We start from the raw sequence: 24,586 nt of genomic DNA, 5'->3' as shown, positions 1-24,586 counted from the left end.
AATCTCTTCCAAACCCTTTTTGATTTTAGAAACATTTATATAAGTAATACTTATTAGCAGATAATTATGATAACCGTGATAGAACCAGAGGTTGTGGTGAAACCATGGAAATACAGATTCAGAAGATTGGACTTTTTCGCCCTGAGAAAAATCCAAAATCATGCACCCTGAGCCTTGACCTTGACTGGAAAATAGATTACACCTACTTCAGGAAGGATTCGGTCGGCTACGTGTTCTACGTGACCTCAAAAAATGACCTGTCCCTGGACTTCAAGGTTGAAGGCAGGGTCCTGCTGGAGGACTCTGATGAGCTTCCATGCAACCTTTCAAATCTCATACTGGACTCCGGCCTTGAGATGATGGTTGGAATTTTCAACATAACCCGTGAAAGGCCCGTGGAAGTCCAGAATGAACTTGTCAGCATCGATGAATTCAAAAATCAGCTGAAAAACCTGGAGGTTTAGAGAGATGATGGTGAAACATACAGTATGCCCATCCTGCAGTGCCGGCTGCGGGGTGAACCTTATAGAAATTGAAGGATCCCCGGTGGGTACCTACCCCTACAAGAGGCACCCTGTTAATGAGGGGAAGACCTGCAGACCCGGCAGGGAATGCCATGAGATACCCGTAAAGGAGAGGATAACATCCCCCGCCATAAAAAAATCAGGAGCACTCACGGGTGCCGGCTGGGAAGATGCACTGTCACTGCTTGCAGATAAGCTGAGTTCCACATCCCCTGAACAGATATCTGTTCTTGCAACAGGGACCCTTACAGATGAAGAGGCAGCAAAGCTCGGTGAACTCACAGAAAAACTTGGAATAAATGCAGGTGTATTAACGGGTTTCCCTGAATTCAGCTACCCTGAAGTCAAAATCGAGAAAATTAAAGATTATAAAAGTATAGCTGTCATCGGCGATCCACTGACCTGCGCGCCCCTAATTGGAAGGAGGATATTCCATGCAGCCGAGAGGGGTGCAGAGGTAAGATCCTATGACACACGGGACTCAACCAGGATGAGCCTCAACTTCAATTCACACATCCGCTTCAGTGGAGCGGAGGAACTTGTCGGCGCCCTTGAGGAACTCCCTGAAGGATCACTCCTCATCATAACACCCGAGATACCAGGGGTCATAGGAAGCGTCGTTGAACTTGCAGACCGGAAGGGACTTGATGTCATCCCCATCCTTGAGGACTTCAACACAAGGGGGGTCATGAAACACCTCAAACCATTGAGTGAACCGCCCGCAGAAGCCGAAATTGTATGGTTAATCGATCCGGGAGCAGAGGCTGACCATGAAATCAGATCAGACTTTCTTGTTCTACAGTCCATAAGGAGGGGAGAATACAGTCCCGATGTCTTCATCCCCACAGCCGCCTGGTGTGAAAAATCAGGCTCATACACAAATGCCCTTGGATACACCCAGAGACTTGAACCAGCACTCCCCAGACCAGCGGGAGTCCTTACAGATGGAGAAATATTTGAAAGAATTTCAGATTACCTGGAGAGGTGACTGGAATGAAATACCTGCTTGCAAGATCAACCGATGAGGAAATCAGGAAGAGGGGAGAATGTGGCGGTGCCGTCACAGGCATATTCAAGTACATGCTGGATAAGGACATAGTAGACGGTGTTCTGACCCTTGAAAGGGGAGATGACATCTACGACGGTATCCCGGCACTCATTGAGAGCTCTGAGGACATAGTATCAACCTGCGGCTCACTGCACTGTGCGCCCACAATGTTCGGTGACCTGATCTCAAAACATCTCAGGGAAATGAGGCTTGGAGTGGCTGTCAAACCATGCGATGCCATGGCCATAAGGGAACTTGAGAAGAGGCACCAGATAGACCCTGAAAGGGTATACAAGATAGGACTCAACTGTGGAGGAACCATCAGGCCGGTTTCAGCTCGGGAGATGATAGAGCTGTTCTATGAGGTGGACCCCGACGAGGTTGTGAAGGAGGAGATCGATAAGGGGAAATTCATAGTTGAACTTGCAGATGGAACCCGCAGGGAGATATCAATAGACTACCTTGAGGAGGAGGGTTTCGGCAGACGTGAAAACTGCCAGAGATGCGAGATGATGGTCCCGAGGAACGCCGACATCGCCTGCGGTAACTGGGGAGCCGAGGAAGGATGGACCTTCATAGAGGTGAACACGGAGAGGGGTGAAAAACTCCTTGAGGGAGCAAGAAGCGGGGGCTACATTGAGACAAAAACTCTCCCCAAGAAGATGATAGATATCAGGGATAAAATCGAGAAGGCCATGATAAGGATGGCGGGAGAATTCCAGGACAAATACCTTGAAGAGGAGTACCCATCCATTGAGGAATGGGATGAATACTGGAGGCGCTGCATAAACTGCTTCGCATGCAGGGACGCATGCCCGGTCTGCTTCTGCAATGAATGTGAACTTGAAAGGGACTACCTCATGGAGGCAGAGGACCGCACACCGGACCCCCTCACATTCCAGGGGGTCAGAATGTCCCACATGGGATTCAGCTGCATTAACTGCGGCCAGTGCGAGGACGTCTGCCCCATGGACATCCCAGTTGCAAGGATCTACCATAGGATCCAGAGGAAGTACCGCGATAGAACCGGGTTCACAGCAGGTATCAGCCAGCAACTGCCACCAATGTTCAGCGGGGAAAAGGACTGAGGTGATAAAATGAGCTTCGAACCAAAAATGGTTGGATTCTGCTGTAACTGGTGTTCCTACGGCGGGGCCGACACCGCCGGAACAGCGAGGATGCAGTACCCCCCCAACGTCCGGATAATACGGGTGATGTGCTCTGGTCGTGTAAACGCCTCAATGATACTCAAGGCATTCAGGGAAGGCGCGGACGGTGTATTCGTTGGGGGATGCCATATAGGTGACTGTCACTACGATTCAGGAAACTACAAGTGGAAGAGAAGAGCCCAGTTCATTGAGGACATACTCCCAGAATTTGGAATTGAAAAGGAAAGGTTCAGATGGGACTGGATATCAGCATCAGAGGGTGAAAAATTCCAGAAGACAATGCAGGAATTCCATGACCAGGTGAAGGCCCTAGGGCCACTCAGGAGGAAGGAGAAATACCGGGCCGGAAAGTGAGTTAATACCACTCCCACCTTTTTCACCCCATTTTTATTAACTTAAAATTTTTGTCAAAGCTTAAATCAGGCACTCCCCTAATAGTGAATCACAGTGAAGTTAAGGTGAAAGTTATGCATGACATCATCAGGGAAGCCATAAATGACCCGGAAGCTGCATGGGAAATCATTAAGATGGACAGGAACGTCACAGAGGTGGTGGATGCTGTTTCTGACCTATCAAGAGAGGATAAAATCAAACTCGGAGCAACCTTCAAGAGATTTCCACTGGGATGTGACCTCACGGAGCTCATTGTAGGGACATGCGCATCCGACCTTGAGAGGATGGACCTCCTTGGAAACTGCATGGTAGCAGATGCCATCGGAGCAACCATACACGTGTGTGCATATGCATTTGCAGACATCGCCGAGAACTACGGTATGCGGCCGGTAGAACTCATGAGGGATGTCCGTGAGATAACCGAGGTCCCCCTCGACCTTGACCACTTTGGACGATACGGTCCCATGAGGTTCCCTCCTTCAATAACAGGCTGCGGGGGCCAGTGCTACCTCGAGGGACCGCCCTTTGAGGGCTGCCCGAGGGAACGCATACACTCGAGGCTCATTGACAGGGAGAAGGAGGGCCTCCCGGACAGAGAAGAATGGGTTGAACTCGCATCCTCGGTGGCGGTTAACCTTACACCGGTCCAGGGTGCCGATACACATGCAGCACCACTTAGCGAGGCAGAGGAGGTCCTTGAAATCGCAAGAAAGCACGGTAAGGGTGTTGAGGCCATAATGTTCGTTGGCGACGGGTATGATGACCTGATCTCAGGCTTTGAGGCAGGACTTGAGATGGGGGTGGATGTATTTGTTATAGAGGGAGGCCCCTTCAACCTTGCAGGTAACCGTCTGGACGCCTTTGCAGGGGCGGTTGCGGCTGCAAGGATACTGACACCTGGAAAGATAGTTGCAACCAACGGTGCCTATGAGGATGAATGCCGCATAGGACTCAGGGCGGGTCTCAATGCAATAATCACAGGGTTCCCCAGGAATCATCATGGATACATGTGCGGTTACAGTCCAGGGACAGCCAGGAGGGGTAGATTCGGGCTTCCAAGGGTCATGAAGATAATGAGGGATGAGGTCCCGGCTGGCCTCACACCGGTACCTGTACAGAAGCCCCAGCTCGAGGCCCTTGCAGCGGCGGTTAAGGCCAGCGGCACAGAGAACGTTTACCCTGAAAGGATAGGTTACACCTATGTGGGCGACGCCCACTGGGCCTGCCTCCCATCAACACCCATCTATGAGAGGGTCCGGGTAAAAAGGGATGTGAATGGCCTTGTTGAAATGGCTGAAGCCGGTGAAATATCTGGAACGGTCGCAGTATTCGGTGCAAGATTTGTTTCATGGGTCATTGCAAAGAAACTGGACGGCCTGGTGGATGAATTCATCCTCGTGGACAGGGACCCGTGGGTCGAGTCTGTAACCGTGGATAACCTCAGCTCTGAACTCAAATCAGGGGTTCACGGTGGAGGATCCGATGATAGGAGGGCCTATGAACTGGCAGACTCTTCGGTGATATCAACAACCATTCCACAGATATCTGCAGGAATTTCCGAAAAATTCACCGACGCCATAACCCTCCTATGATCACTCCAGTGAAGGCCGATGGATAAAAGGAGGGGTATTAAAAATAATAAAAATTTTAACCACATATATAAAACTTTCTAAATTGTTTCATAAGTAACCTTTATACTCACCCCTCCTAAACCATATACCAAGTACAGTTATAGTACAACCCAAAAAGCAAGGAGGAAACTCTATGGCTGAAGATGACATAAAAATTGTGATGTTCTGTTGTAACTGGTGTTCCTACGGTGGGGCCGACACCGCCGGAACAGCGAGGATGCAGTACCCTACAAACATTAGGGTTATCCGTGTGATGTGCTCAGGAAGGATAGAGCCACAGTTCGTTCTCAAGGCATTCAGGGAAGGCGCCGACGGTGTTCTGGTAACAGGATGCCACCATGGTGACTGCCACTACGATGCAGGGAACTACAAACTGGACAGGAGAATGAGACTCATCTACAAACTGGCAGATGAACTTGGAATCGGCAGGGAAAGGATCCACCACGACTGGATATCCGCATCAGAGGGTGAAAAGTTCGCTGAAACCGTTAAGATGATGGTTGACAGAATAAGGGCCCTTGGTCCATCCCCACTCAAAAAACAGTTAGCTGAAGCATAAGGAGGATGTTAAATGGCCGAAAAAGTAAAAATAGGAACAATGTGGCTTGGAGGATGCGCCGGATGCCACCTATCCATCGCAGACTTCCACGAAGCACTTATTGATGTGATGGAACTTGCTGACTTTGAATTCAGCCCTGTTTTAATGGACACAAAATATGATGAAATCCCTGAACTTGACGTTGTGATCATAGAGGGTGGAATCGTAAACGATGAAAACAGGGAATTCGCCGAAGAACTGAGAGAAAAGGCAAAATTTGTCATAAGTTACGGTACATGTGCAGTTTATGGAGGAATACCTGGCCTCAGGAACCTCTGGGATAAGGATGAGGTCATCGAAGAGGCATACATAAACTCCATAACCACACCAAACGAGGAAGGCGTGATACCATCCGAAGAGGTACCGCACCTTGAAGGAAGGGTCAAACCCCTCGGTGAAGTAATAGACGTTGACTTTGAGGTGCCAGGATGCCCACCAAGGTCAGATGTGGTTGCAGAAGTTGTACTGGCCCTGCTAAAGGGCGAAGAAGTTGAACTGCCACAGACAAACCTCTGTGAAGTCTGCCCAAGGGAAAAACCACCGGAAGGCCTTGCAATGGACTTCATAAAGAGGCAGTTCGAGGTCGGTAAACCAGAAGATGACCTGTGCCTCATACCCCAGGGCCTCATCTGCATGGGTCCAGCAACAGTATCCATATGCGGAGCAGAGTGCCCCAGCATAGCCATACCATGCCGTGGCTGCTACGGTCCAACAGCACGTGTCGAGGACCAGGGCGCCAAGATGATAAGTGCTATAGCCTCTGACTACAAGGTCGAAGAGGACAAAACCGTCGACCCTGAGGAAGTGGCTGAACAGCTGGATGATATTGTTGGAACATTCTACACCTTCACACTTCCAGCCGCACTCGTACCAATGAAAATAAAGAAGGAGGGTAAATAGATGGTTAAACTCACAATGGAACCTGTAACCCGTATCGAGGGCCATGCCAAGATTACCGTACACCTTGATGATGCAGGTAATGTTGAAGACACCAGACTCCACATCATGGAATTCCGTGGATTCGAAAAGTTCCTCCAGGGAAGACCAATTGAGGAAGCACCAAGGATAGTTCCAAGGATCTGCGGTATCTGTGACGTTCAGCATCACCTTGCAGCTGCCAAGGCAGTTGACGCATGCTTCGGATTCGAACCGGATGATATCCTGCCTGCCGCCTACAAGATGAGGGAGATAATGAACTGGGGCTCATACATGCACTCCCACGGACTGCACTTCTACTTCCTCGCAGCCCCTGACTTCATAGCAGGCAAGGACAGGAAAACCAGGAACGTTTTCCAGATCATAAAGGACGCACCTGACGTTGCACTTCAGGCCATAGAGCTACGTAAAAACGCCCTTGAACTCGTCAGGGCAATAGGTGGCCGACCGATACACCCAACATCCTCCACACCAGGAGGTATTTCAACAGAACTCGATGATGAAACACAGAAGGACCTTCTCAAGAAGGCCCAGAGGAACGTTGAACTTGCAGAGGCCACCCTTGAACTTGCAGTGCCAATATTCGAGGAGAACATTGACCTTGTGAACTCCCTCGGGAACATTGAAACATACCACACAGGCCTTGTTAAGGACGGTGTATGGGACGTCTACGACGGTGTCGTGAGGATCAAGGACAAGGAAGGAAACATGTTCAGGGAGTTCAAGCCAGCAGACTATGCCGACACAATCGCAGAGCATGTTAAACCGTACTCATGGCTCAAATTCCCGTACATCAAGGACCTTGGCTACCCTGATGGTGTATACCGTGTATCACCACTCTCAAGGCTCAACGTTGCAGACAAGATGCCTGATGCCGCTCCAAAGGCACAGGAGTACTTCAAGGAATTCAGGGAAAACTTCGGATACGCACAGCAGACACTCCTCTACCACTGGGCAAGGCTCATAGAGATCCTTGCATGTGCTGAATGCGCCGCAGACGCCCTTGAAGGCGACCTTTCAGGTGAAAAATTCCCTGACTCCCTTGAGAGACAGGCAGGAGATGGTGTGGGTATAGTTGAGGCACCAAGGGGAACACTCACACACCACTACACCTGTGATGAAAATGGACTCATCACCAGGGCAAACATCGTGGTTGCATCAATCCAGAACAACCCTGCCATGGAGATGGGTATCCAGAAGGTTGCCCAGGACTACATCAAGCCAGGTGTTGAAGTGGATGATAAGATATTCAACCTCATGGAGATGGTTATAAGGGCATACGACCCATGTCTCTCCTGTGCAACACACACCATTGACAGTCAGATGAGACTTGCCACCTTGGAAGTTTACGACAGTGAAGGCGACCTTGTTAAAAGGATCTGATTTCACCAGAAGGTGGTAAAATGATAGTTGTCAATAAAGAGGACTGCATAAGGTGCGGGGCCTGTCAGGGTACCTGCCCAACTGCAGCCATTGAGGTAACACCTGAAGATGTCATCTACTGTGACATCTGTGGCGGGGAACCCAAATGTGTTGCAACCTGTCCAACAGGGGCCCTCAAACTCGAGGACCTTGTGGTTGATGAAGCAGGGAATACACAGGGCAGGATAGTCTTCAACCCTGATAAGTGTAACGAGTGCGGGGACTGCGTGGAGGTCTGCCCTCCCCAGACCCTGAAACTTGAAGAGGGCAAGGTTAAAAAGATACCGCTCCAGGGCTTCTGCGTCATGTGCCAGAAGTGTGTTGACATATGCCCGGTTGGAGTCATAGGCGTTGAGGGCATAAAGGAACCTGCAAAGATTGAACTGGACATTGAGGGCCCGGTATTCATTGCGGACTGTGTCGGGTGTGGAATGTGCGTACCCGAGTGTCCTGTTGACGCCATAACCCTTGAGGAGGTCGGCGGCGTCATTGAGATAGATGAGGACACCTGTATAAAGTGCGGTGTATGTGCACAGACCTGCCCGTGGAACGCTGTCTTCATATCAGGCAGGAAACCAGAGAAGAGGTCCAAGGAGATCAAGAAATTTGAACTTGATGAAGAGGCATGTATCGGGTGTAACACCTGTGTTGAGGCATGCCCCGGGGACTTCATAACAGCAAAAGCATCAAACCTCACGGTTGAACTCCCAGCCATCTGTACAGCATGCGGTCTCTGTGAACAGCTCTGTCCGGTGGATGCCATCGACCTTGAAGTGGAACTCGGACCCGCCAAACCGGCCAGTGAAGAGGGCCTTGTCTGGGATGAAGAGAAGTGTGACTTCATCGGTGCATGTGCAAACATCTGTCCAAACGATGCCATAAGGGTCGTGACAAAGGAGGGCATGAAGCTGCCTGATAATGTGAAGGTGGATGAGGAGCCATCCTTTGCAATGTGTACCCGCTGCGGTGCATGTACCATGGCATGTCCTAAGGGTGCACTGAGCCTTGTGGACATGGACAAGGTGGTTGATGGAGAGGTTGTTAAAAGGAAGAGGGTGCAGTACAACCCTGCGCTCTGTGACGAGTGCGGTGACTGTATAGAGGCATGCCCCTACGACATGCTGAAACTCACAGAGGAGAAGGTACCCCTCAAGGGATTCTGCATACTCTGTGATCAGTGCATACCTGCCTGTCCAAAAAATGCACTTTCACTGAAATAACCCCTCCTCTTTTTTTCTGTTTTCATCCATGAGACCCCTTCTGCAGGAATGCTGTTATTACATGGATGATTATTTTTATGAAAAACGATTTTTAATATTTAAAATTTTTCTTTTTTTCCTTTTGAAAACATTTATATTATCCTTTTTTCTTATTCAATAGAGTCATAGATGTCAGAAAACTGAAGCATAAGCGGTTATATGCCCGTTAATACTGGTTAATAACTGCAAATCTGGTATGGTCTGTTCTAATATGGGCTGTGCTCTGGAGGTTGGAGGATGAACTTCGGTATAACATGAAGGTTTCTTTCAGGCACTGAAACCATGTTCCATGATACCATCAGTTTTATTAATAAAATAATAAATTTTATTAATAAATAAATAAAACAAGAGGTGTGAATACCATGCCAATGTATGAAGACAGAGTAGATCTCTACGGGGCAGACGGTAAGCTCCTGGAGGAAGACGTTCCTCTTGAAGCCGTGAGCCCCCTTAAAAACCCGACAATTGCAAACCTTGTAAGCGATGTGAAAAGGTCAGTTGCAGTGAACCTTGCTGGAATAGAAGGAAGCCTCAGGAAGGCAGCCCTGGGTGGAAAATCCAACTTCATCCCAGGAAGGGAAGTCGACCTGCCCATAGTCGAAAACGCAGAAGCAATAGCCGAAAAGATTAAAAAACTCGTCCAGACATCAGAGGACGACGACACAAACATCCGCCTCATAAACAACGGCCAGCAGATACTTGTCCAGGTTCCAACCACAAGGATGGGTGTCGCCGCAGACTACACAGTCTCAGCACTGGTGACAGGCGCAGCTGTTGTACAGGCAATAATAGACGAATTCGACGTTGACATGTTCGATGCAAACGCAGTCAAAACAGCCGTCATGGGCAGATACCCCCAGACAGTTGACTTCACAGGCGCAAACCTCTCAACACTCCTCGGACCACCAGTACTCCTCGAGGGTCTTGGATACGGTCTAAGGAACATAATGGCAAACCACGTCGTTGCAATAACAAGGAAAAACACCCTCAACGCATCAGCACTATCATCCATACTCGAACAGACAGCAATGTTCGAGACAGGTGACGCTGTGGGAGCATTTGAAAGGATGCACCTCCTCGGCCTCGCATACCAGGGACTCAACGCCAACAACCTCCTCTTCGACCTCGTTAAAGAGAACGGTAAAGGAACTGTCGGTACAGTCATAGCATCCCTCGTGGAAAGGGCTATAGAGGACAGGGTCATTAAAGTGGCCAAGGAAATGACATCAGGCTACAAGATGTACGAACCAGCTGACTGGGCACTATGGAACGCATACGCAGCAACAGGACTTCTTGCAGCAACAATAGTCAACGTGGGTGCTGCAAGGGCAGCCCAGGGCGTTGCATCAACAGTACTCTACTACAACGACATACTTGAATATGAAACAGGACTCCCAGGTGTGGACTTCGGAAGGGCCATGGGTACAGCGGTAGGTTTCTCATTCTTCAGCCACTCCATCTACGGTGGTGGAGGTCCAGGTATCTTCCACGGAAACCACGTGGTTACAAGGCACAGTAAGGGCTTCGCACTCCCATGCGTGGCTGCAGCAATGTGCCTCGATGCAGGTACCCAGATGTTCTCCGTGGAAAAAACATCAGGACTCATAGGATCCGTTTACAGTGAAATAGACTACTTCAGGGAACCTATAGTCAACGTTGCAAAGGGCGCTGCAGAGATAAAGGACCAGTTATAGGTTACCATGGGGAGTGAGCATGTCAGAAGAAACAGGATTCGTCGATATAAAGATCTTCCCCCAGAGGCTTCTCAAACCAGAGACAGTTGAGAAGCTGCTGAACAGGATATACGAACTCGACGGGATAGTAAGGGTCCTTGTCCACGGACCATCCATACCAGACAGGGTCTACTATGGACCTGCAAGGGGAACAGAGGTCAGGCACAGCGACAGGAAAACAATAACAGTCAGGGGAGAAGAAGTAGAGCTCAGGGTGAAGGTCGGTGAGATCATCGTGGGCATACTCCCGGAAGCCCTGGCGGAGAGGATGGAAACAATTGAAGAGATCCTGGAAGACGTGCTCCCATGCTCCTACAGGGTATTCGTAGGCGCCTTCACAAAGAAGGACATCACCATATCCGATTACCTCAAATACGGATTGAACTTTGAGGATAAAATAGATCCAAGAGTAATAGGAATGGTTGATCCAAGTTCAAGTTGAAGGACACGGTTGTCAATATAAAATGATTGTGAGGTTATGATATGTCTTACAAAGCCCAGTACACTCCTGGGGAAACCAGGATAGCTGAAAACAGAAGAAAACACATGAACCCTGATTACGAATTACGTAAATTAAGGGAAATATCAGATGAGGACCTGGTCAAGGTCCTGGGACACAGGAACCCCGGTGAAAGTTACAAGTCCGTGCACCCACCACTCGATGAAATGGACTTTGAAGAGGACATTGTAAGGGACCTTGTGGAACCAATACAGGGCGCGAAGGAAGGTGTAAGGGTAAGGTACATCCAGTTCGCGGACTCCATGTACAATGCACCTGCCCAGCCATACGACAGGGCAAGGACCTACATGTGGAGGTACCGTGGTGTTGACACAGGTACACTCTCAGGAAGGCAGGTTATTGAGATGAGGGAACTTGACCTTGAAGGGGTCTCAAAGGAACTGGTTGAAACAGAACTCTTCGACCCTGCAACAACAGGTATAAGGGGTGCCACAGTCCACGGACACTCCCTCAGACTCGATGAAAACGGTCTCATGTTCGACGCCCTCCAGAGGTACGTCTTTGATGAGGAAACAGGCCACGTCGTCTACGTCAAGGAACAGGTCGGAAGGCCCCTTGATGAACCTGTGGATATGGGCCAGCCCCTGGATGAGGAGGAGCTCAGGAAGATCACAACAATCTACAGGAAGGACAACATTGCTATGAGGGATGATAAAGAGGCAATTGAAGTTGTTGAGAACATACACACAGGCCGTACCATGGGCGGATTCGGTATGGATGTATTCAAGGAAGACCTAAGAAAAAGGCTAGGTGATGATTAATGGATAACGAAAAGAAACTATTCCTTAAGGCTCTTAAGAAGAAGTTTGAGGGAGAAGACCCTGAAGAGAAATCCACAAACTTCTACTGCTTCGGAGGATGGGAACAGTCTGAACGTAAGAGGGAGTTCACAGAATACGCCAAAAAGGCTGCTGAAAAGAGGGGCGGAATACCCTTCTACAACCCTGACATAGGCGTGCCTCTGGGTCAGAGGAAGCTCATGGCTTACAGGGTCTCAGGCACAGACGCCTACGTTGAAGGTGACGACCTCCACTTCGTCAACAACGCCGCCATCCAGCAGATGGTGGACGACATAAAGAGGACCGTCATCGTTGGTATGGACACAGCCCACGCGGTCCTTGAGAAGAGGCTCGGTGTGGAGGTGACACCCGAAACAATCAACGAGTACATGGAGGTAATCAACCACGCCCTCCCTGGTGGTGCTGTTGTCCAGGAGCACATGGTGGAGGTCCACCCTGGAATCGTCGAGGACTGTTACGCCAAGGTATTCACAGGTGACGACAACCTTGCAGATGAACTCGACAAGAGGATACTCATAGACATAAACAAGGAGTTCCCTGAAGAACAGGCAGAACAGCTCAAGAGCTACATAGGTAACAGGACATACCAGGTTAACAGGGTTCCCACAATCGTCGTGAGGGCATGTGACGGTGGTACAGTATCCCGATGGTCTGCAATGCAGATCGGTATGAGTTTCATCTCAGCATACAAGCTATGCGCAGGGGAAGCAGCAATCGCAGACTTCTCATTCGCCGCAAAACACGCTGACGTTATTGAGATGGGTACAATAATGCCTGCAAGAAGGGCAAGGGGACCGAACGAACCTGGTGGTGTTGCCTTCGGTACCTTCGCTGACATCGTCCAGGCTTCAAGGGTTTCAGACGACCCTGCAAACGTCTCACTTGAAGTCATAGCCGGTGCAGCAGCACTCTACGACCAGGTATGGCTTGGATCATACATGTCAGGTGGTGTTGGTTTCACACAGTACGCAACAGCAGCCTACACCGACGACATCCTTGACGACTTCCTCTACTACGGTATGGAGTACGTTGAGGACAAGTTTGGAATCTGCGGATCAGAACCAACAATGGATGTTGTGCGTGACATATCCACAGAGGTCACACTTTACAGCCTTGAACAGTACGAGGAGTACCCAACCCTCCTTGAGGACCACTTCGGAGGATCCCAGAGGGCAGCCGTTGCAGCTGCAGCAGCAGGGTGTTCAACAGCCTTTGCAACAGGAAACTCCAATGCAGGTGTCAACGGATGGTACCTCAGCCAGATACTCCACAAGGAAGCCCACAGCAGGCTCGGATTCTACGGTTACGACCTGCAAGACCAGTGCGGTGCATCCAACTCCCTCTCAATCAGAAGCGACGAGGGACTTATCCACGAACTGCGTGGACCTAACTATCCAAACTACGCCATGAACGTGGGTCACCAGCCAGAGTACGCCGGTATAGCCCAGGCTCCACACGCTGCAAGGGGAGACGCCTTCTGTACCAACCCACTCATAAAGGTGGCCTTTGCAGATAAGGACCTCTCCTTCGACTTCACATCACCAAGGAAGTCAATTGCAAAGGGAGCCCTCAGGGAGTTCATCCCAGAAGGAGAAAGGGACCTCATCATACCTGCTGGAAAATAATTCCAGCAAAACCTTATTTTTTTAGAAATGGCTATCCCGGTAGGAGCACCGTTTTTTTTCTGCACATGAAAAATAATATTCGTCTGGAATAGGTAATGGAATGTACATCCTGTGTTTTTCAGGGTTGAGCTGTTTTTACTGCAGCCTGATGTATATCCTGTGCTTGTCAAGGTCGAGCCTTGTGAGTGATCCCCTGAATTCCCTTGATGTGTTAAGGATGTCAGTTGCCTTTATGCCATCATCAAGGACCTCGATGAGTATAACGTCCTCCATGAGGAGTTCACCATCCTCAGAGTACAGGTTTGATTCACACATACTTTTTCACCGTCCGGTTTTCACTGGATTCAGGGATATGTTTTTATGGAATATAAATTTTTTCATTATTAATCATGTTCTTTTCAATGTTCGCTGGCCACGTACCTGCCATCACCCTCAAGGACCTCACCATCCTCCATAACAACCTGCCCCCTTACAATGGTCATCACAGCCTCACCGGTATATTTGAAGCCCTCAAAGGGTGTGTAGTGGGCTTTACTGTAGAATTCATCAGCCCTTATGGTTCCGGCGGCCTTCAGATCAACAACGGTAAAGTCGGCATCCATACCCTCCCTTATATGGCCCTTGGACCTCAAACCAAAGATCCTTGCAGGTTCCTCGGCAAGCATCCTCCTGACGGTCTCGAGATTCACCCTCCCCATGGATACCAGGGTGAGGAGGAGTCTGAGCACAACCTCAAGGTTAGGTATCCCTGGCGGAGCATCCCACACACCACGCTCCTTCTCCTTGAGGGTGTGTGGGGCATGGTCGGTTCCGATGATGTTGATCCTCCCAAGATCTTCAGGTGAAAGTCCCTCACCCCTCGCCCTCAGGGGCGGGTTTGTCTTTGCAAGTGTACCGAACCCTTCAAGGGACCCTGAGTCCAGGAGGAGGTGGTGGGGTGTGACCTCGCATGTAACATAATCCCTGAAGGGTTCGATGAGTTCAAGGGCCTTCCGAGTGCTTAGGTGGCACACATGGACCGGGTGTCCATGGTGCAGTGCAAGCGCCAGGACCTCGGCAACGGAGACCTCCTCTGCAAGGGGGGGCCTTGCAAGTGAATAGGCGAAGGGGTCATCCCGCCCCTTGAGCTTCTCCATGGAGCGCCCTATAACCTCCCTGTTCTCACAGTGGACCGTCACAGGCACCCCTGATGACAGCTCCCTGAGCCTCCTGAAGAGGGCGTCAACCATGGGTATCTCTGCAAGATCCATGAAGACCTTGAAGGATGCGGGTTTTAATTCAAGCACCTCCTCGATTTCTGATGGATCGGAGTAACCTGCATGCAGTCCAAAGTCGACGATGCTCTTACCTTCACCTATCCTTATCTTTCTCCTGAATTCCCTGGCATTATCTGTGGGGGGTATGGTGTTTGGCATGTCAATGACCGTTGAAAAACCGCCATGGGCGGCTGCCATGGATCCTGTCCTGAAGTCCTCCTTGTACTCAAGCCCGGGGTCCCTGAAGTGCACATGGGCATCTATAAGTCCTGGGAGGACGAAATAGCCCTTAAGGTCAATCCTCTCCGAGGCCCTGAGCTTTTCATGGGATATCCTGGCTATCCTTCCATCATCAACACCAATATTCACAATGAGGTCCCTTTCGATCCTGCAGTTCTCGAGTAAAAGGTCAAACATTCATCACACCCGCTCTGAATCTCACATCCACTGTTACACTCACAGAATGCTGATCCCCCACCACAGCATTCACCGTGGTGATGCTCTACATATTTATCTGGTGCTAACCCCTATTAATTAACATGCCCCCTGAACCTTCATTCCTTGAGAGCATCATTGAGAGGGACCTTGAAATAATCAGGCGTGATGCGCATCTGAGGCCCGAGTACGGGGACCACTCCCCTGAACCCATGATAATGGCTGACTTCACAGAGTACTCCCCCTTCCATAAAGGCCACAGGCACTGCATGATGGAGGCAAGGAAACGGTTCCCCGGAGCCCTCTTCGTCGCCATCATACCAGGACCCCTCGAGCGCAGTGGGAGGGGAGTACCCTACATAATGAGCCGGGAGGCGAGGGCAGAGATAGCCATACGCGCCGGTGCAGATATAGCTGTTGAGGGACCCCCCATGGGTGTTATGGGGTCAGGGCAGTACTCCCTCTGCCTTGCAGGGATGTTCAGGGCCCTTGATGCCGACAGGATACCCAGGGGTTATAGGCAGGTCCCTGGCTTTAAAGAGGTCCTCAGGAGAATAAGCCACGGCCACAGGGTCGTCCCAAGACCATACAGGATCGTGGACCTTGATGAGGGCGAAACGGTCCTTGAGGGACCCCTTGAGGAGGACAACTATGTTATAGTTTCACTTGCACGGGCCCTTGGTAAGGTTGGCTTTGACTTCACCGGCAGGTTCATATTCATTGAGAGAATCGGGGGGGTCAGCGGGACACGGATAAGGAGGGCTGCAGCGAGGGACGAGCTTGAATCGGTATCCCACATGCTACCCCCAGAGACACTCAGCGTCCTTGAAGGTGAGATAAGGGAGGGAAGGGCGCCTATGCATGAAATACGCCTTGAGGACAGGATAATCAGGAACGCAGAAACACTCCCCCGGGATGAACTCATGGACCTCAACCTCTTTGATGAGGTAACCGCATTAGCCATTCTAAGGAGAAGGCCCTACAGCAGCATCAAAGAGGTGGAGGCAGCAATACCCGGATCATTCAGCCGGCACCACAGACAGCGCATACTATCGGTCCTTGAGGCAAAGGTTCATAAGGGGCTGATCCATAAATATATAGAAAATTATCCATCCGTAATTCGAATTCTTGGATTTAAGGATAAACAGGTCCTTAAAGAATTTAAAGATAGAATACCACACAGGAGGCTAGAGATATGGCAGTGAATAAAGGAGACTTTATAAAACTTGAATTTACAGGAAAGATCAAGGAGACCGGCGAGGTCTTTGACACAACCAGCGAAGAGGTTGCAAAGGATGCAGGTCTTCAGATAAAGAAAACATTCGGCCCAATACCAATCGTTGTAGGCGGCGGCCACCTCATAAAGGGCCTTGATGAGGCAGTAACGGGTATGGAGGAAGGCGAGGAAAAGCACATTGAAATCGAACCAGAGAACGCCTTCGGTAAGAGGGACCCTAAACTCGTCCAGCTCATACCCATGAGGGAGTTCAAGAAGCAGGGAATAAAACCATACCCTGGAATGGTGCTCACAATCGAGGGCCATGAGGGAAGGGTCCTCAATGTTTCAGGCGGCCGTGTCAGGGTTGACTTCAACCATGAACTTGCAGGCAAAACCCTTGAATATGATGTTAGGGTGGCCGAGATCATCACCGATGATACCGAGAAGGTTAAGAGCATGATCCAGCTCCACTACCCTTCACAGAACATGGACATCGACAAGACAGAGGTCAGGATAGAGGATGGTACGGTGACCATCTACATGGATGAGATGACCAAGTTCGATAACAGGCCATACATGGACGTGACCCTTGCAAGGTTCAGGATATCAAGGGACATCTGGCAGAACATGGAGGGCATTAAAAGGGTTGAATTTGCAGATGTCTTTGAGAAAAAGGATGAGGAAGTCACTGAGGAGGAAGCAGAGGAGTGATCCTCCCCACACCACCCCTCCTGTGAAGTTTCCGCAGGGAGGGAAATTTATTATATTTTCCATTACATACACTAACACATGAAGAGAGGGGGAAACCCCCTATAGAAGATTTCCAGACCCCCGGCGGCTGGGCCCAGGGATAGCGGCCTTCATAATAGCTGCTTTCTATGCTATTTTCAGCATGGTATGGATCCTTGTATCTGACTACAAAGCATACTTGAACGGTAACGTCTCACTTATTTTTGAACTCTCGGTTCTCAAGGGATCCATGTTCATAATCTTAACCTCACTCCTTCTCTACGCACTCCTCAGGACGTATCTGGTCTCTCTCATGGAGAGGGAGGACTCCCTGAGGGCCAGTGAAGAGAAGTTCAGAACCCTCTTCATGGAACTCTCTGTAGGCCTTGCCCTTTTTGATGAAAACTGGGTGATAGTTGAATCCAACCCCCTCATGGAGGAGATCTTCAATGGACCTGTTATAAGTAAAGTCCCCGGTGAACTGGATGGAGGGCTCCTCCCGGAACCTGGAAGGGAATCCCTTATAAGGAGGGATAGTAGGTGGATCCGTGTAAGATTTCAGAAGATCAGAGGGGGATTCCTAGGGATATTTGAGGACGTAACAGATATAAAAAGGTCTGAGGAGGCTGCCAGGGAGTCCCTTGAGAGGAACAGGGCACTGCTCGCCGAACTCCACCACAGGGTTAAAAACAGCCTCCAGCTGATATTAAGCCTTATAAACCTCCAGTCATACAGGCTGAGTGATAAAGAAGCAGCTGAAGCTATGAGGAGCCTTCAGAGGAGGATAAAGTCCATTGCAATCATACATGAGATACTGCTCTCAAGGGGGGATGTTGATGTCGTGGATTTCAGGGACTACACCCTCAGGCTTACATCATACCTCAAGGACCTTTACCGTTCAGATGCAGGGATCATGGTTGATGTCCCTGAACTTGCACTTAACATTGAGACCGCGATTCCCCTTGGAATCATATGGATGAACTTGTATCCAACAGCATCAGGCACCTCCCTGAAGGAGGAGAGATAACCGTCTCCCTTGAAGAGAAGGATGATGGCTTCATACGCTCTGTCACTGACAACGGCCCCGGGCTCCCTGATGACTTCAGTATTGAGGAATCAGGGGGCCTTGGAATGGAACTTGTAAGGAACCTTGCAGCCCAGCTGAACGGAGGGTCAGCTATGAATCCGGTGATGGAACAGCCTTCAGGGTTGAGTTCACCGAACTCAGGTATGCTGAGAGGCTTTAGGTTCCTGGAACCCTATATGCAGCAGGTAACCGGTGTCAGAAGCCGATCCTCCATGAGAGGAACCTTATTATCCTCTGGGGGTCCTCCATTAGTATGCTGATTACATTCTGAAGGCTTCCATAGTAGGGTGCAAGGTAGACCAGGTACAGGATATAGAACAGGCAGACGAGAAAGGCGATGATCAGGATGAAGGTTATGAGGAGCTTCTTAAGGGCCCCCATCCTTTCATCCACCGGACCCTCCACGCTCCTCTCCCGGAATATCCTGTCGGCACAGCTCTGACAGTAGTTCTTACCACCAAGCCTCAGCCTGCACTCCTCACACATTATCCTTCCACATATTATGCATGATGCAATGCCTTCACGTTCCGGGTGCTTGTCACAGTTCAAGGTTAATCACCTGGACGGTTCAATCATGATCTCTGCCTATCACTCCACCCGGGGCCATGTGAGGATCCTGGGCACCTCAACCCTCTCCATCCTCTTCCTTACGGCCTCAGGCCACCTTTCAGTGTCAAAGCCCTTCTGGGCGAGGAAACCATATATCCACCTTGAAAGCCCTATACCGGTACACCCGGTCCATATTTTCCTGTTACGGGCCTCCCTGATTGAAAAGCCCTCTATGAAGTGAGTTCCATGGACATTGGCGGATACAACCGCAACACCCTTATCCCTTCCCGGCAGGGAGAGCCTCATCTCATACTTGGGGACATCAGGGAACTCTATACCCCTCTCCTCCACGCGTCTGCCCTCAAGGTAGAAGGGGTCATCACCGACCTCGGTGTACCATTCAAGTTCAAGTTCATCTGCCAGTTCATGGGACAACTCCACGGTCCTGTCACGGATCTCCTCGGTCTGCCCAGGTGTGCCCAGCCACACCAGCTCGATCCTCTGGAACTCATGGACCCTGTCAAGTCCCTTGGCACCCCCCGCCTCCCAGCGGTAGGTCCAGCCGCTCCTGTCAAAGAACTTTATGGGGAGGTCCTCTGCACTCACAACCTCATGTGAGAGGAACTGGTAGAAGGGCTCGCACTGGGCAGGGGCAATAACATAGCCGGGGTCCTTTATACCCTTCTTCAGGAGCTCCATCGGAACCTCACGGTTTATCACAAGCTCATTCTTGAACCTTTCAAAGGTCTCGGGGTCCCTGCGGGGTGCGCAGCAGTAGTACATCCCCTCAGGGAGGCCCTCAAGGTACCTCATCCTGTTCATCACGTCAAGGGGTATGAGCTTGGGGAAGAGGCACTCAACGAATCCCAGGGGCTTCACAATCCCTTCGATGAGGATGTCCTCAAGGACCCTGTGGAGGGCGGTTATCTGGGGGCCGTAGAACCACTGGCCCCGCCCGGGAAACTTCTTAACCCATCCAAGGCGGACGGCCTCCTCTGTTGGTTCACCATGGAAGAGGAACTCCATCTCCCTGCTCCTTGCAACCACCTCACCGGGTGTTGCCTTTGTCACCTTAACCGTCAGGTCCTTGGTTTCAGTCCCTTCAGCCTCACCTGCGGATGATTCAACAAGGTTTAGGGCGTGCTTCACGACCCTGTCAACCACGTGCCTTCGCAGCTCGGACTCCCCGAGGGGGCTGAACTTAACCCTGATCTTACCATCAGCCACCACGGCCTCCTCCACGAAGGGGAGCTCCCCGAGTCCCGGTATTTCAGAGACCCCTGGCGCATCCATCTCAAGGGTGTAATCCTCCACACTCATACCCCGGACCCCCGCCCTGTATCCGGGTCCAAGGAGCTGCCCAAGGGGTTTTTTAAGCCTCAGGAGACCTTCATGTGCACGGACACGCCGCCCTGATTCCATCTCGATGATTATCCGGTCCCCTTCAAGTTTCCATGATTTCACATGGCTCGCCTCTTCCTCTTGGCCCCCTGGAACCCCCCTTCTCAGTATGTCCTCTTCAGCCTCTTTAAAGAACCTTTCAAGGTCTTCCTCTGCTTCAGGAACCTCTCTGCTTAGCTTTATCATGCCTTTAAGTCTGAATTTCATACGATCACCTTATCATACTTTCAACTATCATCTCAGAGAATATCAGATCATCTGCAGTGTTGAGGGCTGTTGAAATGGAATCCGACTCCATATGGAACCTTACCATTGATCCCTGAATTTCAGAGTACACGTAGGATTCGTTTTCCGGTTCGAGGGCTTTCATGACGATTTCTGCTTCCTCATGGTTATCATACTCTGCGGTTACGGTTATCCTCACATTCATTTTAACATTCCTTCTGGTTCTTCATGGATATTATGGTTTCTGAGATCTTTCTTATGGCCCTGTATGCAGCTGATTCAGGGTACCTGCTGAGGGGTTCGCCGTTCATATCAGCCATTATAACGGTTTTATCTGCAGGCACGGTTCCAAGGACGGGTATCCCCATAGATTCAAGCTTCTCCCTTACAAATTCCTCCTCATCCTCACCGGTGACCTTGTTTATGACGGCCATGATCCTTTCTATCCCGATGTCCCCTGCAAGGCCCTTTATCCTTGAAGCTGTTTCAATGGACCTGAGGCCGGGTTCAGCGACCACAAGCATCAGGTCAACGGATTCGGCTGTTTTACGGCCAAGATGCTCTATACCAGCCTCCATGTCAAGGATGACCATCTCATCCTTCCGTACTATGAGGTGCCTCAGGAGGGCCTTAAGGAGTACGGAGGCCGGGCAGACGCAGCCATCACCCCCGTGCTCCACGGTACCCATCACCATAACCCTCAGGTTGGGGCGCCGGGGGTGGGTGACCGAGAGGGACTCAGGAAGGTCGCTTATCCTGGGGTTGAGCCTGAAAACCTCACCGAAGGAGGAACCAGGCTCTGCACCAGTCCTCTCCTTTATAATCCCCCTCATCTCTGCAATGGGGGTTATGTCCTCCATTATCCCTATACTCGATGCGAGGTTCATATCAGGGTCAGCGTCTATTGCAAAAACCCTGAATTCTTCTGAGAATATGCATGCAAGCGTACCTGCAATGGTCGTCTTCCCGACTCCTCCCTTACCAGTTACAGCTATCTTCATGATGACACCATAAACCTTTAAGAGGTATTCCATCCAGATATGTATTTTATATTATTAGAGACCATAACTTATAACCTATTGCTGGAGTCCAAGACAATATTTATTAATGGTTACTGAGATACTCATTTCATAGTTATTCCTCGCGGTCCATCGCGAGCTTGCAGTATTCTCATAGACTTAATTTAGGAGGATTATTTATGGTTCGTGCATACACGAGAAGAGATTATATCAAGAAGATCCCCGGATCAAAGATCGTTCAGTATGATATAGGTAATCTAGCAGCGGAATTCCCCATTTCAATGAGCGTGGCGGTCAAGGCACCCACCCAGATAACCCACAACGCCCTCGAGGCAGCTAGGATAGCATCCAACCGTTACATGCAGAGGCGAGCGGGGAAGATGGGCTACCACCTTAAGATAAGGGTGTACCCTCACCACATTGTCCGTGAAAACCCAATGGCGACAGGTGCCGGGGCTGACCGTGTCCAGGATGGTATGAGGAAGGCATTCGGGAAACCAGTAAGTAGAGTTGCTCTTGTAAAGAAGAACCAGAGGATAATTACAATCGAGACAAACAAGAGGAACTTCAAGGACGCCAAGGAAGCCCTGAGAAGGGCTGCCATGAAATTCCCTGTACCATGCAGGATCGTCGTTGACAGGGGAGAAGAACTCATAAAATAAACACTCATTTTTTTAATTATTCCAGACCTTAAAAGAAAGACCAGGGGATAGAATGGCTAAGTATGTGGCGTTTTTTGAGGAACTCGGTAAGGATGATGTGGGAATTGCCGGTGGAAAGGGGGCTAACCTTGGTGAACTGACACAGGCAGGCATACCAGTCCCTCCGGGCTTTGTTGTAACAGCAGCAACCTATGAAAAGTTCATGGCAGATACGGGCCTCCAGTCCGTGGTCATGGACATGCTGGAGAACCTTGATGTGAACGACACAAAGGAACTCCAGAGGGTATCGGCGGAGATAAAGGATATAATCACATCAACAGAGATCCCGGAGGACATACAGACACTCATAATAGAATCATACAACGCCCTCTGCCAGAGGATAGGGAAGGACGACGTATACGTGGCGATACGTTCCTCGGCCACAGCAGAGGACCTCCCGGAGGCATCATTCGCGGGTCAGCAGGACACCTTCCTCAACATAAAGGGCGCCGAAGATGTCATGGAGTACGTTAGAAAGTGCTGGGCATCCCTCTTTGAGGCAAGGGCAATATTCTACAGGGAAGAGAACAACTTTGACCACTCCAGGGTCTACATAGCCGTCGTGGTCCAGGAGATGGTTGATGCCGAGAAGGCCGGAGTAATGTTCACGGTCCACCCGTCAACAGGCGAGGACAAGATCCTCATTGAAGGGTCATGGGGACTTGGAGAGGCGGTTGTTTCAGGCTCAGTGACCCCCGACACCTACTGGGTTGATAAGAAAACAGGGAAACTCCTTGAATTCACGGTGGGTGAAAAGAACGTCATGTTCACAAGGGAGGATGGAAAAACCGTTAAAAAGGAGGTCCCTGAGGAACTCAGGAACAGAAGGGTCCTCTCCGATGAAGAGATCGCAGCCCTCAACGAGATGGGTAAAAGGATACATGAACACTACGGCTACCCCCAGGACACCGAGTGGGCCATAATGGACGGTAAGGTCTACATGCTCCAGTCAAGACCCATAACAACCCTTGCAGAAGCCACCGGGGAAACCGTGGAGGCGGCGGAGGCAGAATCAGGGGAGGTCCTGGTGAAGGGCCTCGGGGCAAGCCCGGGCATTGCATCAGGTAAGGTCAAGATAATCAGGGAGATCCATGAACTCGACAAGATACAGGTCGGCGACATCCTCGTGACGGTCATGACAACACCGGATATGGTACCCGCAATGAAACGCGCCAGTGGTATAATAACCGATGAGGGAGGAGTCACATGCCACGCAGCCATAGTCTCCAGGGAACTTGGAATCCCGTGCGTTGTGGGTACAGGGAACGCAACCCAGGTCCTCAGGGAGGAACAGGTGGTCAGCATCGACGGTAACAGGGGACTCGTATATGAGGGGCGCGTCCTTGGCGAGGAGAAGGCTGAAGCCGCACCCGAAACCGTCACGGTGGAATCACCACTACTCACGGTAACAGAGGTCAAGGTCAACGTGAGCATGCCTGAAGCCGCCAGGAAGGCTGCTGCAACAGGCGCGGATGGTGTGGGTCTCCTGAGGACCGAACACATGATGCTCACAACAGGGCTTCACCCAAGGAAATTCATTGAAGAGGGACGTGAGGATGAACTGGTCAGGACCCTGGCCGAGAACATACTCAAGGTTGCGGATGAGTTCTACCCACGCCCGGTATGGTACAGGACCCTTGACGCGCCAACAGATGAATTCAAGACCCTTGAGGGCGGAGAGAACGAGCCCTACGAACACAACCCCATGCTTGGCTGGAGGGGTATACGCAGGGAACTCGACGAACCCGAGATACTGAGGGCAGAGTTCAGGGCAATAAAGAAACTGCATGACCAGGGATACACCAATATAGGCATAATGATACCCCTGGTCCAGCACCCGGATGAACTCCGCAAAGCCAAGGAGATCGCAGAGGAGGCAGGCCTGAAACCCCACAGGGACGTTGAATTCGGTATAATGGTCGAGACACCCGCAGCAGCCCTCATAATAGAGGACTTCATAGAGGTGGGCGTTGACTTCGTCAGCTTCGGAACAAACGATCTTACACAGTACACCCTTGCAATTGACAGGAACAATGAGCACGTAGCGGACCTCTACACAGAGGGCCACCCCGCCGTACTGAAACTCATCGAGAGGGTTATAAGGAAGTGCAACGAGGCAGGTGTTAAGACAAGCATCTGCGGACAGGCAGGAAGCATTCCAAGGATAGTTGAAAAACTGGTTGAACTTGGAATAAGCAGTGTATCAGCCAATACAGATGCGGTTGCAGAGGTAAGGAAAACCGTTGCACGGGCCGAGCAGAGACTCCTCCTGAAGGCAGCGAGGAAACTACTCTAAACTATTTTTTC

General features: G+C 50.5%; 25 protein-coding genes. 19 read left to right on the top strand and 6 right to left on the bottom strand.

What is annotated here, in order from left to right; translation table 11 throughout:
• Positions 1–104: 104 nt before the first annotated feature.
• The 13 genes from N5910_RS07740 (at position 105) to mcrA (ending at position 13,658) form a co-directional block, all read left to right on the top strand.
• Positions 105–464, top strand: coding sequence for a hypothetical protein (locus N5910_RS07740; protein WP_074359412.1), 360 nt, complete (start codon positions 105–107; stop codon positions 462–464).
• Between the two features lie 4 nt (positions 465–468).
• Entirely contained in the window at positions 469–1,512 is a 1,044-nt protein-coding gene (locus N5910_RS07735; RefSeq protein ID WP_074359411.1) for a molybdopterin-dependent oxidoreductase, read from the top strand.
• Positions 1,513–1,517: 5 nt separating this feature from the next.
• Positions 1,518–2,660, top strand: coding sequence for a Coenzyme F420 hydrogenase/dehydrogenase, beta subunit C-terminal domain (locus N5910_RS07730; protein ID WP_074359410.1), 1,143 nt, complete (start codon positions 1,518–1,520; stop codon positions 2,658–2,660).
• A gap of 9 nt (positions 2,661–2,669) precedes the next feature.
• The gene (locus N5910_RS07725) at positions 2,670–3,095 is read left to right on the top strand and encodes a hydrogenase iron-sulfur subunit (RefSeq protein ID WP_074359409.1); all 426 of its coding nucleotides are present in this window, start codon (positions 2,670–2,672) and stop codon (positions 3,093–3,095) included.
• Between the two features lie 113 nt (positions 3,096–3,208).
• Positions 3,209–4,726 carry a 5,10-methenyltetrahydromethanopterin hydrogenase cofactor biosynthesis protein HmdC gene (gene hmdC, locus N5910_RS07720; protein WP_261599520.1) on the top strand — a complete coding sequence of 506 codons (1,518 nt, stop codon included), beginning with the start codon at positions 3,209–3,211 and terminating at the stop codon, positions 4,724–4,726.
• Between the two features lie 172 nt (positions 4,727–4,898).
• Positions 4,899–5,324, top strand: coding sequence for a hydrogenase iron-sulfur subunit (locus N5910_RS07715; RefSeq protein ID WP_074359407.1), 426 nt, complete (start codon positions 4,899–4,901; stop codon positions 5,322–5,324).
• A gap of 12 nt (positions 5,325–5,336) precedes the next feature.
• Complete coding sequence (gene mvhG / locus N5910_RS07710) at positions 5,337–6,263, top strand: F420-non-reducing hydrogenase subunit MvhG (protein ID WP_074359406.1); 927 nt, start codon at positions 5,337–5,339, stop codon at positions 6,261–6,263.
• Entirely contained in the window at positions 6,264–7,682 is a 1,419-nt protein-coding gene (gene mvhA, locus N5910_RS07705; protein WP_261599519.1) for a F420-non-reducing hydrogenase subunit MvhA, read from the top strand. It abuts the gene before it with no gap.
• Between the two features lie 20 nt (positions 7,683–7,702).
• Positions 7,703–8,941: a polyferredoxin protein MvhB gene (gene mvhB / locus N5910_RS07700; protein ID WP_261599518.1), complete on the top strand. Its 1,239-nt coding sequence runs from the start codon at positions 7,703–7,705 to the stop codon at positions 8,939–8,941.
• A gap of 401 nt (positions 8,942–9,342) precedes the next feature.
• Complete coding sequence (gene mcrB / locus N5910_RS07695) at positions 9,343–10,674, top strand: coenzyme-B sulfoethylthiotransferase subunit beta (protein WP_074359404.1); 1,332 nt, start codon at positions 9,343–9,345, stop codon at positions 10,672–10,674.
• A gap of 19 nt (positions 10,675–10,693) precedes the next feature.
• Positions 10,694–11,155, top strand: coding sequence for a methyl-coenzyme M reductase operon protein D (gene mcrD, locus N5910_RS07690; RefSeq protein WP_261599517.1), 462 nt, complete (start codon positions 10,694–10,696; stop codon positions 11,153–11,155).
• Between the two features lie 41 nt (positions 11,156–11,196).
• Complete coding sequence (mcrG, locus tag N5910_RS07685) at positions 11,197–11,994, top strand: coenzyme-B sulfoethylthiotransferase subunit gamma (protein ID WP_074359402.1); 798 nt, start codon at positions 11,197–11,199, stop codon at positions 11,992–11,994.
• The gene (gene mcrA / locus N5910_RS07680; protein WP_261599516.1) at positions 11,994–13,658 is read left to right on the top strand and encodes a coenzyme-B sulfoethylthiotransferase subunit alpha; all 1,665 of its coding nucleotides are present in this window, start codon (positions 11,994–11,996) and stop codon (positions 13,656–13,658) included. Before mcrG ends, mcrA begins: the two co-directional genes overlap by 1 nt.
• A gap of 135 nt (positions 13,659–13,793) precedes the next feature.
• Here the strand turns inward: mcrA and N5910_RS07675 are convergent, their stop codons facing one another.
• Complete coding sequence (locus tag N5910_RS07675) at positions 13,794–13,973, bottom strand: CooT family nickel-binding protein (protein WP_261599515.1); 180 nt, start codon at positions 13,971–13,973, stop codon at positions 13,794–13,796.
• A gap of 83 nt (positions 13,974–14,056) precedes the next feature.
• Complete coding sequence (gene pyrC, locus N5910_RS07670; protein ID WP_261599514.1) at positions 14,057–15,331, bottom strand: dihydroorotase; 1,275 nt, start codon at positions 15,329–15,331, stop codon at positions 14,057–14,059.
• A gap of 122 nt (positions 15,332–15,453) precedes the next feature.
• Between pyrC and N5910_RS07665 the strand changes: the two genes are divergently transcribed.
• From N5910_RS07665 to N5910_RS07650, 4 genes are all read left to right on the top strand, one after another.
• Positions 15,454–16,554: a nucleotidyltransferase family protein gene (locus tag N5910_RS07665; RefSeq protein ID WP_261599513.1), complete on the top strand. Its 1,101-nt coding sequence runs from the start codon at positions 15,454–15,456 to the stop codon at positions 16,552–16,554.
• Complete coding sequence (locus tag N5910_RS07660) at positions 16,545–17,279, top strand: peptidylprolyl isomerase (RefSeq protein ID WP_074359397.1); 735 nt, start codon at positions 16,545–16,547, stop codon at positions 17,277–17,279. The genes N5910_RS07665 and N5910_RS07660 overlap by 10 nt, the downstream gene beginning before the upstream one ends.
• Positions 17,280–17,460: 181 nt before the next feature.
• The gene (locus tag N5910_RS07655) at positions 17,461–18,324 is read left to right on the top strand and encodes a PAS domain-containing sensor histidine kinase (RefSeq protein WP_084531272.1); all 864 of its coding nucleotides are present in this window, start codon (positions 17,461–17,463) and stop codon (positions 18,322–18,324) included.
• Positions 18,270–18,644, top strand: a complete 375-nt coding sequence (locus N5910_RS07650) for an ATP-binding protein (RefSeq protein ID WP_261599512.1) — start codon at positions 18,270–18,272, stop codon at positions 18,642–18,644. Before N5910_RS07655 ends, N5910_RS07650 begins: the two co-directional genes overlap by 55 nt.
• On the opposite strand, the gene N5910_RS07645 is transcribed toward N5910_RS07650, so the two are convergent.
• From N5910_RS07645 to N5910_RS07630, 4 genes are read right to left on the bottom strand one after another with little or no spacing between them, the layout of a single operon-like run.
• Positions 18,580–18,933: a hypothetical protein gene (locus tag N5910_RS07645; protein ID WP_261599511.1), complete on the bottom strand. Its 354-nt coding sequence runs from the start codon at positions 18,931–18,933 to the stop codon at positions 18,580–18,582. The two genes, N5910_RS07650 and N5910_RS07645, sit on opposite strands and share 65 nt — an antisense overlap.
• Before the next feature lie 39 nt (positions 18,934–18,972).
• Positions 18,973–20,541, bottom strand: a complete 1,569-nt coding sequence (gene serS, locus N5910_RS07640; RefSeq protein ID WP_261599510.1) for a serine--tRNA ligase — start codon at positions 20,539–20,541, stop codon at positions 18,973–18,975.
• Positions 20,542–20,545: 4 nt separating this feature from the next.
• Positions 20,546–20,764, bottom strand: a complete 219-nt coding sequence (locus N5910_RS07635; protein ID WP_074359392.1) for a KEOPS complex subunit Pcc1 — start codon at positions 20,762–20,764, stop codon at positions 20,546–20,548.
• A 1-nt stretch (position 20,765) separates the two neighbouring features.
• A complete protein-coding gene (locus N5910_RS07630; RefSeq protein WP_074359391.1) occupies positions 20,766–21,560 on the bottom strand; it encodes an ATP-binding protein in 795 nt (264 codons plus the stop codon).
• Between the two features lie 197 nt (positions 21,561–21,757).
• On the opposite strand from N5910_RS07630, the gene rplJ reads away from it, so the two are divergent.
• A complete protein-coding gene (gene rplJ / locus N5910_RS07625) occupies positions 21,758–22,240 on the top strand; it encodes a 50S ribosomal protein L16 (RefSeq protein ID WP_074359390.1) in 483 nt (160 codons plus the stop codon).
• A 52-nt stretch (positions 22,241–22,292) separates the two neighbouring features.
• Positions 22,293–24,575, top strand: coding sequence for a phosphoenolpyruvate synthase (ppsA, locus tag N5910_RS07620; protein ID WP_074359389.1), 2,283 nt, complete (start codon positions 22,293–22,295; stop codon positions 24,573–24,575).
• Positions 24,576–24,586 lie beyond the last annotated feature (11 nt).

Origin of the sequence: Methanothermobacter wolfeii (assembly GCF_025397995.1) — an archaeon.
In the GTDB taxonomy this organism is placed as follows: domain Archaea; phylum Methanobacteriota; class Methanobacteria; order Methanobacteriales; family Methanothermobacteraceae; genus Methanothermobacter; species Methanothermobacter wolfei.
The sequence above is the reverse complement of the archived record's forward strand: the minus strand, read 5'-3'. Positions and strand labels throughout refer to the sequence as shown.

What these genes read in the sequence shown, in the direction of transcription:
- N5910_RS07665 (WP_261599513.1), top strand. Translation starts at nt 15,454, where the DNA reads ATGCCCCCTGAACCTTCATTCCTTGAGAGCATCATTGAGAGGGACCTT.
- N5910_RS07675 (WP_261599515.1), bottom strand. Translation starts at nt 13,973, where the DNA reads ATGTGTGAATCAAACCTGTACTCTGAGGATGGTGAACTCCTCATGGAG.
- mcrA (WP_261599516.1), top strand. Translation starts at nt 11,994, where the DNA reads ATGGATAACGAAAAGAAACTATTCCTTAAGGCTCTTAAGAAGAAGTTT.
- hmdC (WP_261599520.1), top strand. Translation starts at nt 3,209, where the DNA reads ATGCATGACATCATCAGGGAAGCCATAAATGACCCGGAAGCTGCATGG.
- mvhB (WP_261599518.1), top strand. Translation starts at nt 7,703, where the DNA reads ATGATAGTTGTCAATAAAGAGGACTGCATAAGGTGCGGGGCCTGTCAG.
- pyrC (WP_261599514.1), bottom strand. Translation starts at nt 15,331, where the DNA reads ATGTTTGACCTTTTACTCGAGAACTGCAGGATCGAAAGGGACCTCATT.
- N5910_RS07630 (WP_074359391.1), bottom strand. Translation starts at nt 21,560, where the DNA reads ATGAAGATAGCTGTAACTGGTAAGGGAGGAGTCGGGAAGACGACCATT.
- N5910_RS07650 (WP_261599512.1), top strand. Translation starts at nt 18,270, where the DNA reads ATGGATGAACTTGTATCCAACAGCATCAGGCACCTCCCTGAAGGAGGA.
- mvhA (WP_261599519.1), top strand. Translation starts at nt 6,264, where the DNA reads ATGGTTAAACTCACAATGGAACCTGTAACCCGTATCGAGGGCCATGCC.
- mcrG (WP_074359402.1), top strand. Translation starts at nt 11,197, where the DNA reads ATGTCTTACAAAGCCCAGTACACTCCTGGGGAAACCAGGATAGCTGAA.
- mvhG (WP_074359406.1), top strand. Translation starts at nt 5,337, where the DNA reads ATGGCCGAAAAAGTAAAAATAGGAACAATGTGGCTTGGAGGATGCGCC.
- N5910_RS07740 (WP_074359412.1), top strand. Translation starts at nt 105, where the DNA reads ATGGAAATACAGATTCAGAAGATTGGACTTTTTCGCCCTGAGAAAAAT.
- N5910_RS07735 (WP_074359411.1), top strand. Translation starts at nt 469, where the DNA reads ATGATGGTGAAACATACAGTATGCCCATCCTGCAGTGCCGGCTGCGGG.
- N5910_RS07725 (WP_074359409.1), top strand. Translation starts at nt 2,670, where the DNA reads ATGAGCTTCGAACCAAAAATGGTTGGATTCTGCTGTAACTGGTGTTCC.
- rplJ (WP_074359390.1), top strand. Translation starts at nt 21,758, where the DNA reads ATGGTTCGTGCATACACGAGAAGAGATTATATCAAGAAGATCCCCGGA.
- serS (WP_261599510.1), bottom strand. Translation starts at nt 20,541, where the DNA reads ATGAAATTCAGACTTAAAGGCATGATAAAGCTAAGCAGAGAGGTTCCT.
- N5910_RS07730 (WP_074359410.1), top strand. Translation starts at nt 1,518, where the DNA reads ATGAAATACCTGCTTGCAAGATCAACCGATGAGGAAATCAGGAAGAGG.
- N5910_RS07660 (WP_074359397.1), top strand. Translation starts at nt 16,545, where the DNA reads ATGGCAGTGAATAAAGGAGACTTTATAAAACTTGAATTTACAGGAAAG.
- N5910_RS07715 (WP_074359407.1), top strand. Translation starts at nt 4,899, where the DNA reads ATGGCTGAAGATGACATAAAAATTGTGATGTTCTGTTGTAACTGGTGT.
- N5910_RS07655 (WP_084531272.1), top strand. Translation starts at nt 17,461, where the DNA reads ATGGTATGGATCCTTGTATCTGACTACAAAGCATACTTGAACGGTAAC.
- N5910_RS07635 (WP_074359392.1), bottom strand. Translation starts at nt 20,764, where the DNA reads ATGAATGTGAGGATAACCGTAACCGCAGAGTATGATAACCATGAGGAA.
- mcrD (WP_261599517.1), top strand. Translation starts at nt 10,694, where the DNA reads ATGTCAGAAGAAACAGGATTCGTCGATATAAAGATCTTCCCCCAGAGG.
- mcrB (WP_074359404.1), top strand. Translation starts at nt 9,343, where the DNA reads ATGCCAATGTATGAAGACAGAGTAGATCTCTACGGGGCAGACGGTAAG.
- ppsA (WP_074359389.1), top strand. Translation starts at nt 22,293, where the DNA reads ATGGCTAAGTATGTGGCGTTTTTTGAGGAACTCGGTAAGGATGATGTG.